The following is a 14,327-nucleotide window of genomic DNA, read 5'->3' on the forward strand; positions in this document are numbered from 1 at the left end:
CGTCACCATGCCCGACAAGACCCTGGTCGCCCCCGCCGACCTGCGCACGTTCGCCGCCGCCCTGCTCGAGAAGGGCGGCCTGGGCGCCGAGCACGCCGCGACCACCGCCGACGTGTTCGTCTGGGCCGCACAGCGCGGCGTCGAATCGCACGGCATCGCGCGCGTACCCGCCTATCTCGACCTGCTCGCCCAGGGCGTCGCCAACGCCACCCCCGAGCTGAGGTTCAGCTCCGGCGCCCCGGGGGCCGCCGTCCTCGACGCCGACCGCGCACCGGGACCGGTCGCGCTGACCGCCGCCGCCCGGGAAGCGGTGACCCGTGCCCGGGCCAACGGCATCGCCTCCGTCGGGGTCCGGGAGACCGTGCACACCGGCGCCATCGGCTACTACGTGTCGAAGATCGCCGAGGCGGGGCTGGTCGGCATCGGCTTCGTCGCCGGGATGCCCAACATGGGCTACACCGGCGCCAAGGGGCCGGCCGTCGCCACCAGCCCGCTCGCCATCGCCGTCCCCGCACGCGAGCACGCCCCGCTCCTGCTCGACATGGCCACCGCCACCATCGCCCTGGGGAGGATCCGGCAGGCGAAGGCGAGCGGCACCGCGCTGCCGGAGGGCGCGGCGGCCACCGCGGACGGCACCCCGACCACCGACCCCGAGCAGGCCGTGCTGCCGCTGCCGCTGGGCGGCGCCAAGGGCGCCGGCATGTCCCTCGCCTTCGAGATGCTGACCGGCGTCCTGGTCGGCGCCCCGATCCTCGCGGCCTTCCACTCCGGCGACCCGGCGGGCCGCAAGCACCGCCAGAACGCCCTGCTGATCGCGGTGGACCCGGCGGCCTTCGGCGGCGCGGACGTCTTCGTCGCCGACGTCGACACGACCCTGGAGACCCTCAAGGGCCTTCCGGCGGCGGACGGCACCCGAGAAGTCCACTATCCGGGTGAACGCAGCGCGGCGACCGCCGACGAGCGCGGAGCCCACGGCATCCCGATCGCCCCCAAGGTCTGGGCCCAACTGGCCGACGCAGCACAGGAGAAGGGGGTGGCGCTGCCCCCGGTGCGGTGAGCCGGAGGCCGGAACAAGCCGGACAAGGGGCTCGAAAAAACCCTTGGCCGTCATCGTTCCGGCCGCGGGACACTTCCCACCCTGTCGACCCCAGCCGGCGGCCGGGGTCATCCATCTACCGGACAGGAGTGGGAAGTTGGAGACGCCCGGAGCCCCGAGGACAGCACCGCGCCGCAGCGCGGTGCTGCTCGCCTGGCGCATCTACGTCGGCGAGCTGGTCCGGCAGCGCCGGCTCGCGGTCCCCGCGATGCTGCTGCCCGCCCTGGGCAACGTCGGCATCAACTACATCGCGCCCCTCGTCGTCGCCCACCTCGTCGGCCGCTTCGCGGGGGAGGGCACGGTCGACGCCCGGGGCGCACTGCCGTACGTCGCGGTCTTCGCCGGCGTGCTGCTGCTGGCCGAGACGATGTGGCGGATCGGCATCCACTGCCTCAACCGGGTGGACGCCCAGGGCGTCGAGCGGCTGTACGTCCACGGCATGGACGAGCTGTACGCCAAGGACGCCACGTTCTTCCACGACAACTTCGCCGGATCGCTGACCAAGCGGGTCTCCAGCTTCGCGGTCCGCTTCGAGGAGTTCGCCGACACCCTCGTCTTCCAGGTGACCGGCAGCCTGGTCCCGCTGATCTTCGGCTCGGTGGTGCTCTGGACCTACGAGCCCTGGCTCGTCGTCGCCCTGCTGACGATGATCGCCGTCACCGGCCTGACCGTGGCCCCGCTCATCCGCCGCAGGCAGCGGATCGTGGACGCGCGCGAGGCGGCGATCGCCCGCGTCTCGGGCCATGTCGCCGACAGCCTGTCGAACATGGAGACGATCCGGGCGTTCGCCGCCGAGGACCGGGAGGCCGCCGAGCACCGCAGCCGGGTCGCCGAGTCGCAGCGCTGGATGCTCAAGTCCTGGGACTACAGCAACCTGCGCATCGACACCCTCGTCGCCCCGCTGTCCGTGCTCACCAACGCGCTGGGCCTGCTCCTCGCGGTCACCCTGGGCGGCGGCCACGGCGTCGAGGGCGTCGTGGTGGCGTTCACGTACTACTCGAACGCGACCCGGATCATGTTCGACTTCAACCAGATCTACCGCCGCCTGGAGAGCTCGACGACGGAGGCCGCCCAGTTCACGGAGCTCCTGATGGTGCCGGCGACCGTCCTCGACCCGCCCGCGCCCCGGCCCACCCGGCCCGGCCGCACCGACGTCCGCTTCGAGAAGGTGGCCTTCGCCCACGCGGGGGCGCCCCGGCTCTTCGACGGCCTGGACCTGGAGGTGCCCGGCGGCGCGAAGGTCGGCTTCGTCGGCCGGTCCGGCGGCGGCAAGACGACCCTGACCCGGCTGCTGCTGCGCATGTCCGACATCCAGGGCGGCCAGATCCGGATCGGCGGCCAGGACATCAGCCGGGTGCGCCAGCGCGACCTGCGCGAGCTGATCGCGTACGTGCCCCAGAGCCCCGCCATGTTCCACCGCAGCCTGCGCGACAACATCGCCTTCGCCCGCCCGGACGCCACCGACGCGGAGATCCGCCGCGCGGCCGAGGCCGCGCACGTCACGGAGTTCGCCGACACCCTCCCCGACGGCTTCGGCACCCTGGTCGGCGAGCGCGGCGTCAAGCTCTCCGGCGGGCAGCGCCAGCGCGTCGCCCTGGCCCGCGCCATCCTGCGCGACGCCCCCGTCCTGCTCCTCGACGAGGCGACGAGCGCCCTGGACTCCGAGAGCGAACGGCTCGTCCAGGAGGCCCTGTGGCGCCTCATGGAGGGCCGCACCGCCCTGGTGATCGCCCACCGCCTGAGCACCGTCGCCGGCATGGACCGTCTCGTCGTCCTGGACCGCGGCCGCGTCGTCGAGCAGGGCACCCACCACGACCTCCTCGCCGCCGACGGCACCTACGCCAAGCTCTGGCTGCACCAGTCGGGCGGCTTCCTGGTCGACGGGAACGAACCGGAAAGGGCCGGGACGGCGGAAGGGGCCGAGGTCACACCGTGAGACGGGCTCGGCGACGGAGCCGTGCCCGCAACGGCCTACCCTTGTGTGCATGACCAGCAGCAGCGACCGGAGCCAGGCAGTGGACGTAGCGGACCCCAAGACGTATGAAGTGCTCACCTACGGGTGTCAGATGAACGTCCACGACTCCGAGCGCCTCTCCGGCCTCCTGGAGAACGCCGGGTACGTCCGCGCTCCCGAGGGCTCCGACGGCGACGCCGACGTGGTGGTCTTCAACACCTGCGCGGTGCGCGAGAACGCCGACAACAAGCTCTACGGCAACCTCGGCCGGCTCGCCCCGCGCAAGACCTCGCGCCCCGGCATGCAGATCGCCGTGGGCGGCTGCCTCGCCCAGAAGGACCGCGACACCATCGTCAAGAAGGCGCCCTGGGTGGACGTCGTCTTCGGCACGCACAACATCGGCAAGCTGCCCGTCCTCCTGGAGCGCGCCCGCGTCCAGGAAGAGGCGCAGGTCGAGATCGCGGAGTCCCTGGAGGCCTTCCCCTCCACCCTGCCCACCCGCCGCGAGAGCGCCTACGCGGCCTGGGTCTCCATCTCGGTCGGCTGCAACAACACCTGCACCTTCTGCATCGTCCCCGCGCTGCGCGGCAAGGAGAAGGACCGCAGGACCGGCGACATCCTCGCCGAGATCGAGGCTCTGGTCGCCGAGGGCGTCTCCGAGATCACCCTGCTCGGCCAGAACGTGAACGCCTACGGGAGCGACATCGGCGACCGCGAGGCCTTCAGCAAGCTGCTGCGCGCCTGCGGCTCCATCGAGGGCCTGGAGCGGGTCCGCTTCACCTCCCCGCACCCGCGCGACTTCACCGACGACGTGATCGCCGCGATGGCCGAGACACCGAACGTGATGCCGCAGCTGCACATGCCGATGCAGTCCGGTTCGGACACCGTCCTGAAGGCGATGCGCCGCTCGTACCGCCAGGAGCGCTTCCTCGGCATCATCGAGAAGGTCCGCGCCGCGATGCCGGACGCCGCGATCACCACCGACATCATCGTGGGCTTCCCCGGCGAGACCGAGGAGGACTTCGAGCAGACGATGCACGCCGTGCGGGAGGCCCGCTTCTCCGCCGCCTTCACCTTCCAGTACTCCAAGCGCCCCGGGACCCCGGCCGCGACCATGGAGAACCAGGTCCCCAAGGAGGTCGTGCAGGCCCGCTACGAGCGCCTGGTCGCCCTCCAGGAGGAGATCTCCTGGGAGGAGAACAAGAAGCAGGTCGGCCGCACCCTGGAGCTGATGGTCGCCGAGGGCGAGGGCCGCAAGGACGGCGCCACCCACCGCCTCTCCGGCCGCGCCCCCGACAACCGCCTGGTCCACTTCACCAAGCCGGACCAGGAGGTCCGCCCCGGCGACGTGGTCACGGTCGAGATCACCTACGCCGCCCCGCACCACCTCCTGGCCGAGGGCGCGGTGCTGAACGTGCGTCCCACGCGCGCGGGCGACGCCTGGGAGAAGCGCACCAAGGAGACCCAGGACAAGCAGCAGGGCGTCCTGCTGGGCCTGCCCAAGATCGGCGTCCCCGAGCCGCTGCCCGCGGTCACCGGCGGCTGCGCGGTCGACTGAGGCACCGGAAACGGGGGGCAACCGCATGACGACGCACTGGGTGATCACCGTCGAGTACGGCACGGGGGAGGGCCACCACTTCGAGGCGCTCACCCGGTTCACGGCCGACCGCGAGGAGGCCCGGCGCCGCCTGTACACGTACGCGTGCGAGCACAAGCACCGTGACGCGCTGCGGCAGCGCAGCCGCCATGTGTTCCGGCAGGACGACCACGCCTACTACGTGCAGGTCCGGGGCGCCATGTCCGGCCATCACCTGCACTACCGCCTCGCCGAGCTGGTCTGGAGCACCGACAAGGAGCTGCTGCCCGACCCCCGGCCGGAGGAACCGAGGGACGCCGTCCCGGACGATCCCTGGCGCCCGCCCGCGCAGTAGGCTGACGATCATGCTTGTCGCCGCAGCCGTCTGCCCCTGCCCGCCGCTGCTCGTGCCCGAGGTCGCCGCCGGGGCGGCCCCGGAGCTGGACGCCGCGCGTGCGGCCTGCGACGAGGCGCTCGCCAAGGTCGTCGCCGCGGCGCCGGAGCTGATCGTGGTCGTCGGCGAGGGCGCGCGCACCAGGTTCCACGAGGCCGGGGCCCGCGGCTCCTTCCGGCCCTTCGGGGTCGATGCCGACGTGCTCCTCGGCCCGCCCCCGGGCGCCCCGGAGGCCACCCTGCCGCCGTCCCTCGCGGTCGGCGCCTGGCTGCTCGCGCGTGCGGGCTGGACCGGCCCCGTACGCGGCTACGAGGTGGAGGGCGGCCGGTCCCGGCCGGTCAACGGCGAGGACGGCGTGCGCCTCGCGTCCCTGGCCGACCGCGTGGGGCTGCTCGTCATGGGCGACGGCACGGCCTGCCGCACGGTGAAGGCTCCCGGCTACCTGGACGAGCGCGCCGAGGGCGTGGACGCGCTGATCGCCGCCGCCCTGCGCGGCCTCGACGCCGACGGCACGCTCGCGCGACTCGACGCCGACCTGTCCCGCGAGCTGAAGGTCTCCGGCCGAGACCCCTGGCAGATCCTCGCGGCGGCCTGGGGCGACGAGAACGGCACGGGCGAACTGCTCTACGAGGACGCGCCCTACGGAGTCGGCTACTTCGTCGCCTCCTGGACGTAGCCACCGGCCGGCAGCGGGCCCGGACACGGCGACGGCCGCGAAACCCGAAGGCTTCACGGCCGTCCGCCATGTGTGCCGCGCACGAGCTACTTGCGGGCGCCCTCGCCTGCCTCGTTGTCGGCCGCCTGCTCCGCCGACTGCTGCTTCGGGATCTCCACAGCGGCCGCGCCGGCCTCGGCGGTCTCGCCCGCGCCGCCGAGCGCCGACGTCGCGGCCTGCGGCTCGTCCGTGGCCTCTGCCGCCGCCTCGGCGGTCTCCGCGGCCTCGGAAGCCTCAGGAGCCGACGCGGCGTCCGCGGTGCCCTCAGCCTCCGGCTCGGCCGTCAGAGTGGCAGTCCCGCCCTCGACGGTTGACACCTCCTCGGTGTCCTTGGCCTTGCGGCGAAACATGGCAAATACGCCCATTTCAACTCCATACGTGACTCGTGCGGGCGAAATCCCGCCCTGCCCGGTGCGGTCCATTGCGTCGCCCGGGTCACCGGTCCGCAAAACCGGCGGCTGGAACCTCGCAACAGGAAACGACCCCGCACCTGCCCCGTCACGTAGCTCGTTCGAGAAGTGGTCCCGTGGTTTGCGAGACTGGGGCGGTGAGTAGCGCAGCTCCCGCCCCGCGGGTCATCGCCGTCGTCGGTCCCACCGCGGCGGGAAAGTCGGATCTCGGTGTCTTCCTGGCCAGAGAACTCGGCGGCGAGGTCGTCAACGCCGATTCCATGCAGCTGTACCGAGGGATGGACATCGGCACCGCCAAGCTGACGCCCGAGGAGCGTGCCGGAGTCCCGCACCACCTCCTCGACATCTGGGACGTGACGGAGGCCGCGAGCGTCGCCGAGTACCAGCGACTCGCCCGCGCCGAGATCGACCGCCTCCTCGCCGAGGGCCGCTGGCCGGTCCTCGTCGGCGGATCGGGGCTCTACGTGCGGGGTGCCGTCGACAAGATGGAGTTCCCCGGCACCGACCCCGGCGTCCGCGCCCGCCTGGAGGCCGAGCTGGCGGAACACGGCTCCGGCACCCTGCACGCCCGCCTCGCCGCCGCCGACCCGGAGGCCGCCACCGCGATCCTGCCGAGCAACGGCCGGCGCATCGTGCGCGCCCTCGAAGTCATCGAGATCACCGGAAAGCCCTTCACGGCCAACCTGCCGGGACACGACTCCGTCTACGACACCGTCCAGATCGGCGTCGACGTCGAGCGGCCCGAACTCGATGAACGCATCACCACGCGGGTGGACCGCATGTGGGACGCGGGACTCGTCGACGAGGTACGCGCGCTGGAGGCCCAGGGCCTGCGCGAGGGCCGTACCGCGTCCCGCGCGCTCGGCTATCAGCAGGTCCTCGCGGCACTCGCCGGAGAGTGCACCGAGGAGGAGGCGCGCACGGAGACCGTCCGTGCCACCAAGCGCTTCGCGCGCCGCCAGGACTCGTGGTTCCGCCGCGACCCGCGGGTGCATTGGCTCAGTGGGGCTGTGGCCGATCGCACGGAACTCCCGGCACGCGCAATGGCGTTGGTCGAACGACCGGTTACAGCCTGATCACGTGATGGCATCGGGACGCCCGGGCGGTCATCCCGGCCCCCGTGGGCGTGCCATCATCGACCTCGATCGACCGAGACAGTCCGGAGTGGGAGGGCGCGTGGCGATGGAGGCCGGCCCTCGTGACACCGCACCAGGCGGGGAGCAGCTCAGCTCCGACGGGCCTGAGACGACCCCGGACGGCGTGATCGCCGACGGGCCCACGGCCGACGAGATCGCCGCGCAGGACGAGGCGGCGGAGGTCGAGGTCGAACTGCGCCCGCAGCGCAGGCTCCGGATCTGGCAGCTCGCCCCCATCGTGATGCTCGCCACCCTCGGCTCCCTGATGTTCGCGTTCCCGCTGTTCTTCGAGTTCGGCGACGGCGGCGCGGTCGTGGCCATGCTGGGGCTGCTGATCAGCTCCTGCGCCGCCGGCTGGGGCCTGATGGCCGCCCGCCGGGTGGGCTACGCGCTGCCCGGACTCCCGCCGCGCGGCTCGGGCCGCTGGCCGGACTGGCGGGTCGTGGGCGCGTACGTGGTCGTGGTGGCCGCCGTGACCGTCCTCGCCGTGTGGCGTGTGGCCCGGCTGCGCTGAGAGCGCACCGCTTCCCCGGTCGTCGGACCGATCTCGTACGATCGACAGATGACGACCTTCCTCAAGGGGCACGGGACCGAGAACGACTTCGTGATCATCCCGGACCCGGAGAACGCGATCGAGCTGCCCCCGGCGGCCGTGGCCGCGCTCTGCGACCGTCGCGCCGGCCTCGGCGGCGACGGTGTGCTCCACGTCGTGCGCTCCGCCGCCCACCCCGAGGCGAAGCACCTGGCCGACGAGGCCGAGTGGTTCATGGACTATCGCAACGGCGACGGCTCGATCGCCGAGATGTGCGGCAACGGCGTCCGGGTCTTCGCCCGGTACCTCCAGCACGCCGGACACGTCGGCGAGGGCGACCTCGCCGTCGCCACCCGGGGCGGCGTCAAGAAGGTCCACATCGACAAGGAGGGCCTGGTCACGGTCGGTATGGGCCGGGCGACGCTCCCCGAGGGCGAGGTCACCGTCACCGTCGACGGCCGCTCCTGGCCCGCACGGAACGTGAACATGGGCAACCCGCACGCCGTCGCCTTCGTGGCCGACCTCGCGCACGCGGGCCGCCTGTTCGACCCGCCGCCGTTCGCCCCGGCCGAGGCCTACCCGCACGGGGTGAACGTGGAATTCGTCGTCGACCGCGGCCCGGGCCACGTCGCCATGCGCGTGCACGAGCGCGGCTCCGGCGAGACCCGCTCCTGCGGCACCGGCGCCTGCGCGGTGGCCGTCGCCGCGGCCCGCCGCGACGGCGTCGACCCCACCGTCACCGGGACCCCGGTGACGTACGAGATCGATCTGCCCGGCGGCCGGCTCACCATCACCGAGCGGCCCGACGGCGAGATCGAGATGACCGGACCGGCGGTGATCGTGGCCCAGGGCGAGATCGACACGGACTGGTTCGCTGCAATCGAAACCGTAAACCCGTGAACTGTCGCTCGAATGGGTGATCCGTTTCACGCTGGGCGAGAGCGGGACTGCACCACGTGATGGGCTCGGTAGCATCAAGCACCGGTCCGGACGGGTGCCCCCGCCAGCCCGCCACCGGTCGACGCAGCCGGAGGTGCTCATGAGTGCGGAGGCGACCAACCCCGCGACCCCGGGGCCGATCACGCCCGGAGCCCAGCGAAGGCGTGGCCGTCCCCGGATCGACCTGCGGCGACTCGGCCGCGCGGCCTTGCTCGGCCCGGCCGGCCGAGACCGGCTGCCGGACGCGATCGGCCATGTGGCCGAGGCCCACCGGGCCCACTTCGCGGACGCCGATCTGGAGCCGCTGCGCCGTGCCTACGTCCTGGCCGAGTCCTCGCACCGCGGCCAGATGCGCAAGAGCGGTGAGCCGTACATCACCCACCCGCTCGCCGTGACGCTCATCCTGGCCGAGCTGGGCGCGGAGACCACGACGCTGACCGCGTCCCTCCTCCACGACACCGTCGAGGACACGGACGTCACGCTCGACCAGGTGCGCACCGAGTTCGGCACCGAGGTCGCCTATCTGGTCGACGGCGTGACCAAGCTGGAGAAGGTCGACTACGGCGCCGCGGCCGAGCCCGAGACCTTCCGCAAGATGCTGGTCGCGACCGGCAACGACGTCCGCGTCATGTCGATCAAGCTCGCCGACCGCCTGCACAACATGCGCACCCTCGGCGTCATGCGCCAGGAGAAGCAGGAGCGCATCGCCAAGGTCACCCGCGACGTCCTCATCCCGCTCGCCGAGCGCCTCGGCGTACAGGCCCTGAAGACCGAGCTGGAAGACCTCGTCTTCGCCATCCTGCGCCCCGAGGAGCATGGGCAGACCCAGACCCTCATCGCCGCCGACACCGCCCGGGCCGAGGACCCGCTGGCGGACATCGCCGACGAGGTGCGCGGCGTGCTGCGCGAGGCCGGGCTGACCGCCGAGGTCCTCATCCGGCCCCGGCACGCCGTCTCCGTCCACCGGGTGCTGCGCAAACGCGGCGAGCTGCGCGGCGCCGACTTCGGCCGCCTGCTCGTCCTCGTCTCCGAGGACGCCGACTGCTACGGCGTCCTCGGCGAACTGCACACCTGCTTCACGCCGGTGGTCTCGGAGTTCAAGGACTTCATCGCCGTACCGAAGTTCAACCTGTACCAGTCGCTGCACACCGCGGTGGCGCGGGCCGACGGCGAGGTCGCCGAAGTACTCATCCGCACCCACCAGATGCACAAGGTCGCGGAGGCCGGCGTCGTCGCGCTCGGCAACCCGTACGCCCCCTCCGCCGAGGAGCACCTCGACACCGAGGGCGAGCGCTCCGACCCCACCCGGCCGGGCTGGCTCTCCCGCCTCCTCGTATGGCAGCAGTCCGCACCCGACGCCGACACCTTCTGGTCGACCCTGCGCGAGGACCTCGCCCAGGACCGCGAGATCACCGTCTTCCGGCCCGACGGCGGCACCATCGGCCTGCCCGCGGGCGCCAGTTGCGTGGACGCCGCCTACGCCCAGTACGGCGAGGACGCCCACGCCGTCATCGGCGCGCGGGTCAACGGCCGCCTGGCGACACTCAGCACGGTCCTCAAGGACGGCGACACGGTCCAGCCGCTCATGGACCGCATGGAGGGCGCCGCCGCCTCCGAGCCGTCCCGCGACTGGCTCGACCACGCCCGCACGCCCGCCGCGCGCATCGCCATCCGCCGCTGGCTGGCCGCGCACCCGGAGGGGCCGAGCGCGCCGGAGTCCGCGCCGCGCGCCCCCTACAGCGGCCCCTCGGCGCGCCCCTCGGCGGCGAACGCCGTCGTCGACCAGCCGGGGGCCTCCGTCCGCCTCGCGGGCTGTTGTACGCCCGTACCGCCCGACGAGGTGACCGCCTTCGCCGTCCGCGGCGGCGCCGTCACCGTGCACCGCGTGGAGTGCCCCGCGGTGGCCCGCATGACCGGCGCGGGACGGCCCGAGGTCGGAGTGCGCTGGGCCGACGCCGAGACCGCCGAGTACCGGGTCACCCTGATCGCGGAGTCCTTCAGCCGCCCGCACCTGCTCGCGGACCTGACCGAAGCCATAGCGCTCGAGGGCGTCGCCATCGTCTCGGCGACCGTCGAACCCCCCGTCCAGGGCCGGGTCCGGCACACCTACACCCTCCAACTCCCCGGCTCCGCCCACCTCCAGGGCCTGATGCGGGCCATGCGCAACGTCCCGGGGGTGTACGACGTGGGCCGCGCCCAGCACGCGGCGGCCGGAGCGCTCTAGTTCCCCGGAGACCTCGTTCGGGTGGGTGCGGCGCGTGCCGCCGGACCCACCGGGGGCCGCGCTGATAGCCGTAGTTCATGCTGCTCAGCTCCCGAACCCCCCGCACCGTCGCGCTGCTCGCCGCCGGTGCCTCGGTCGCGCTGCTCGCCGCGGCCGCGCCGCCCGGGCCCGTCACGCCGCTCGGCGTCGGCGACCGGCTCTTCCCGACCCTCGGCAACCCCGGCTACGACGTCCGCGCGTACGACATCTCGTTCACGTACAAGGGCGACAACGACAAGCCGCTCGACGCCGTCACCAAGATCGACGCGCGCGTCACGTCCCGGCTCGACCGGATCAACCTCGACTTCTCGCACGGCACCGTGCGGTCCGTCGAGGTCAACGGCGCGCGGGCGGACTTCGCCACCGGCGGCGAGGACCTGGTGGTCACGCCCGCCCGGCCGCTCGTGGCCGGTCAGCCGATGCACATCACCGTGCGGCACACCAGCGACCCCCGGCCCGGCAAGGAGGAGGTCGGCTGGGTCCGCACCAAGGACGGGCTCGCCATGGCCAACCAGGCCGACGCCGCGCACCGCGTCTTCCCCGGCAACGACCACCCCTCCGACAAGGCGATGTTCACCTTCCGCGTGAACACGCCGCAGCAGTACACGGCCGTCGCCAACGGCCTGCCCACCTCCGTCACCCCCGGCGCCGGCGACACCACGGACTGGACGTACCGCACCGCCCACCCCATGGCCACCGAACTGGCCCAGGTCTCCATCGGGCGCTCCACCGTGCTGCACCGGAAGGGCCCGCACGGCCTCCCGGTGCGCGACGTGGTGCCGACCAAGGACGTCAAGGCGCTGCGCCCGTGGGTCGACAAGACGCCCGCGCAGCTCGCCTGGATGGAGAACAAGATCGGCCGCTACCCCTTCGAGAACTACGGGGTGCTGATCGCCGAGGCCAGCACCGGCTTCGAACTGGAGACCCAGACCCTCTCGCTCTTCGAGCGGGACCTCTTCGTGCGCACCGAGTACCCGGCCTGGTACGTCGAGTCGGTCATGGTGCACGAGCTGGCCCACCAGTGGTTCGGCGACAGCGTCAGCCCCCGGACCTGGTCCGACCTCTGGCTCAACGAGGGACACGCCACCTGGTACGAGGCCCTCTACGCGCAGGAGAAGGCCGACCGGCCCCTGGAGACCCGGATGCGCAACGCCTACCGCGAGTCCGACGGCTGGCGCGCCTCCGGCGGAGCGCCGGCCGCGCCCAAGGGCCCGACACACGGCGAGAAGATCAGCATCTTCCGGCCGGTCGTCTACGACGGCAGCGCGCTCGTCCTGTACGCCCTGCGCCAGGAGATCGGTGCCGAGAGGTTCGAGCGGCTGGAGCGTCGGTGGGTGGCCACGCACCGTGACGACACCGCCACCACCGCGGACTTCACCGCCCTCGCCTCCCGGGTGGCCGGGCGCGACCTGAGCGGCTTCTTCCAGCAGTGGCTCTACGCGAAGAAGACCCCGCCGATGCCCGGACACCCGGACTGGAAGTCCGCGCCGGTGCAGAACAAGGCCCGCAAGTAGCCCCTCCACGCGGGCGTGGACCCGTGCGGCGCGGGAAATAACCCGGGTGACGAGACGGCCCGTACCGTGCGACCATCTTCAGGCCGACGGCGCGGGCCCGACCGGGAATCCCGGGGCAGCCCCGAGCGTTGTCAGAGGTGTCGGGCGGCAGTCCGGCCACTTTTCGAATCCCAGCGACCCGAAGGATCCAATGACCTCCTCTTCTTCCCCTTCCCAGGACGCGCAGAGCTTCGCGCAGAACCACACCGAAGGTCTTCGGGCCGATGCCCTGATGGAAGAGGACGTCGCCTGGAGCCACGAGATCGACTCGGACCGGGACGGTGATCAGTACGACCGTTCGGAGCGCGCGGCGCTGCGTCGTGTCGCCGGCCTGTCCACCGAGCTGGAGGACGTCACCGAGGTCGAGTACCGACAGCTCCGTCTGGAGCGTGTGGTGCTCGTCGGCGTGTGGACGTCCGGCACCGTGCAGGACGCGGACAACTCCCTCGCGGAGCTGGCCGCCCTCGCCGAGACGGCGGGCGCGCTGGTCCTCGACGGCGTCACGCAGCGCCGGGACAAGCCCGACGCGGCGACGTACATCGGTTCCGGCAAGGCGCTGGAGCTGCGCGACATCGTCCTCGAGACCGGAGCCGACACCGTCGTCTGCGACGGTGAGCTCAGCCCCGGCCAGCTCATCCACCTCGAAGACGTCGTCAAGGTCAAGGTGGTCGACCGGACCGCCCTGATCCTCGACATCTTCGCCCAGCACGCCAAGTCCCGAGAGGGCAAGGCGCAGGTCGCGCTCGCGCAGATGCAGTACATGCTGCCGCGACTGCGCGGCTGGGGTCAGTCGCTGTCCCGGCAGATGGGTGGCGGCGGCGGTGGCGGCATGGCCACCCGTGGTCCCGGTGAGACCAAGATCGAGACGGACCGGCGACGGATCCGCGAGAAGATGGCGAAGATGCGCCGTGAGATCGCGGAGATGAAGACGGGCCGCGACATCAAGCGCCAGGAGCGCAAGCGCAACAAGGTGCCCTCGGTCGCCATCGCCGGATACACGAACGCGGGCAAGTCCTCGCTGCTCAACCGCCTCACGGGTGCGGGCGTCCTGGTGGAGAACGCACTGTTCGCCACCCTCGACCCGACCGTGCGCCGGGCCGAGACGCCGAGCGGCCGCCTGTACACGCTGGCCGACACGGTCGGCTTCGTCCGGCACCTGCCGCACCACCTCGTCGAGGCGTTCCGCTCCACCATGGAGGAGGTCGGCGACTCCGACCTGATCCTGCACGTGGTCGACGGCTCGCACCCCGTGCCGGAGGAGCAGCTCGCCGCCGTGCGCGAGGTGATCCGGGACGTCGGCGCCACCGACGTACCGGAGATCGTGGTGGTCAACAAGGCGGACGCCGCGGACCCCCTGGTCCTCCAGCGCCTGCTGCGCAACGAGAAGCACGCGATCGCCGTCTCGGCCCGCACCGGCGCCGGCATCGAGGAGCTGCTCGCGCTCATCGACGCCGAACTGCCGCGGCCCGAGGTCGAGATCGAGGCGCTCGTGCCGTACACGCACGGCCAGCTGGTCGCGCGGGCGCACAGCGACGGCGAGGTGATCTCCGAGGAGCACACCCCGGAGGGCACCCTGCTCAAGGCACGCGTGCACGAGGAACTGGCGGCGGAGCTCGCGCCGTACGTTCCGACGGCGGCCGCCGGCTGACATCCGGCCGCAGTGAGCGGTATGTGAGTGGGCCCGCCCCGGACCTCCGGGGCGGCGTCCTCGACGGTGACGGGCCCGTGCCCGGTGTCGACATCGGCGTCGACCCGGTAG

The 14,327-nt window shown here is 72.4% G+C and carries 12 protein-coding genes; 11 read left to right on the forward strand and 1 reads right to left on the reverse strand.

What is annotated here, in order from left to right; translation table 11 throughout:
• The first annotated feature begins 7 nt into the window (after positions 1-7).
• The 5 genes from ABZ930_RS27110 to ABZ930_RS27130 all read left to right on the forward strand — a co-directional run bounded on the left by ABZ930_RS27110 (position 8) and on the right by ABZ930_RS27130 (position 5,696).
• Positions 8-1,057: an Ldh family oxidoreductase gene (locus ABZ930_RS27110; RefSeq protein WP_361552864.1), complete on the forward strand. Its 1,050-nt coding sequence runs from the start codon at positions 8-10 to the stop codon at positions 1,055-1,057.
• A gap of 181 nt (positions 1,058-1,238) precedes the next feature.
• Entirely contained in the window at positions 1,239-3,032 is a 1,794-nt protein-coding gene (locus ABZ930_RS27115) for an ABC transporter ATP-binding protein (protein ID WP_361552899.1), read from the forward strand.
• 49 nt (positions 3,033-3,081) lie between these two features.
• A complete protein-coding gene (miaB, locus tag ABZ930_RS27120) occupies positions 3,082-4,608 on the forward strand; it encodes a tRNA (N6-isopentenyl adenosine(37)-C2)-methylthiotransferase MiaB (RefSeq protein ID WP_361552867.1) in 1,527 nt (508 codons plus the stop codon).
• Between the two features lie 25 nt (positions 4,609-4,633).
• Complete coding sequence (locus ABZ930_RS27125; RefSeq protein WP_361552870.1) at positions 4,634-4,981, forward strand: hypothetical protein; 348 nt, start codon at positions 4,634-4,636, stop codon at positions 4,979-4,981.
• Positions 4,982-4,991: 10 nt separating this feature from the next.
• Positions 4,992-5,696, forward strand: coding sequence for a class III extradiol dioxygenase subunit B-like domain-containing protein (locus ABZ930_RS27130; protein WP_361552873.1), 705 nt, complete (start codon positions 4,992-4,994; stop codon positions 5,694-5,696).
• Positions 5,697-5,782: 86 nt separating this feature from the next.
• Here ABZ930_RS27130 and ABZ930_RS27135 read toward each other — a convergent pair whose 3' ends face one another.
• Positions 5,783-6,100, reverse strand: a complete 318-nt coding sequence (locus ABZ930_RS27135) for a hypothetical protein (RefSeq protein ID WP_361552876.1) — start codon at positions 6,098-6,100, stop codon at positions 5,783-5,785.
• Positions 6,101-6,282: 182 nt separating this feature from the next.
• On the opposite strand from ABZ930_RS27135, the gene miaA reads away from it, so the two are divergent.
• The 6 genes from miaA (at position 6,283) to hflX (ending at position 14,216) form a co-directional block, all read left to right on the forward strand.
• Complete coding sequence (gene miaA / locus ABZ930_RS27140) at positions 6,283-7,221, forward strand: tRNA (adenosine(37)-N6)-dimethylallyltransferase MiaA (protein ID WP_361552879.1); 939 nt, start codon at positions 6,283-6,285, stop codon at positions 7,219-7,221.
• Positions 7,222-7,327: 106 nt separating this feature from the next.
• Positions 7,328-7,795, forward strand: a complete 468-nt coding sequence (locus ABZ930_RS27145; RefSeq protein WP_361552902.1) for a hypothetical protein — start codon at positions 7,328-7,330, stop codon at positions 7,793-7,795.
• Between the two features lie 48 nt (positions 7,796-7,843).
• Entirely contained in the window at positions 7,844-8,713 is an 870-nt protein-coding gene (dapF, locus tag ABZ930_RS27150) for a diaminopimelate epimerase (RefSeq protein WP_361552882.1), read from the forward strand.
• 139 nt (positions 8,714-8,852) lie between these two features.
• Positions 8,853-10,976 carry an HD domain-containing protein gene (locus ABZ930_RS27155; RefSeq protein ID WP_361552885.1) on the forward strand — a complete coding sequence of 708 codons (2,124 nt, stop codon included), beginning with the start codon at positions 8,853-8,855 and terminating at the stop codon, positions 10,974-10,976.
• A gap of 77 nt (positions 10,977-11,053) precedes the next feature.
• Positions 11,054-12,529, forward strand: coding sequence for a M1 family metallopeptidase (locus tag ABZ930_RS27160; protein ID WP_361552888.1), 1,476 nt, complete (start codon positions 11,054-11,056; stop codon positions 12,527-12,529).
• A 190-nt stretch (positions 12,530-12,719) separates the two neighbouring features.
• On the forward strand, positions 12,720-14,216 hold the full coding sequence (gene hflX, locus ABZ930_RS27165; protein WP_361552890.1) for a GTPase HflX: 1,497 nt from the start codon (positions 12,720-12,722) through the stop codon (positions 14,214-14,216).
• Positions 14,217-14,327: the final 111 nt, after the last annotated feature.

The organism is Streptomyces sp. NPDC046716 (genome assembly GCF_040645755.1).
GTDB lineage: Bacteria > Actinomycetota > Actinomycetes > Streptomycetales > Streptomycetaceae > Streptomyces.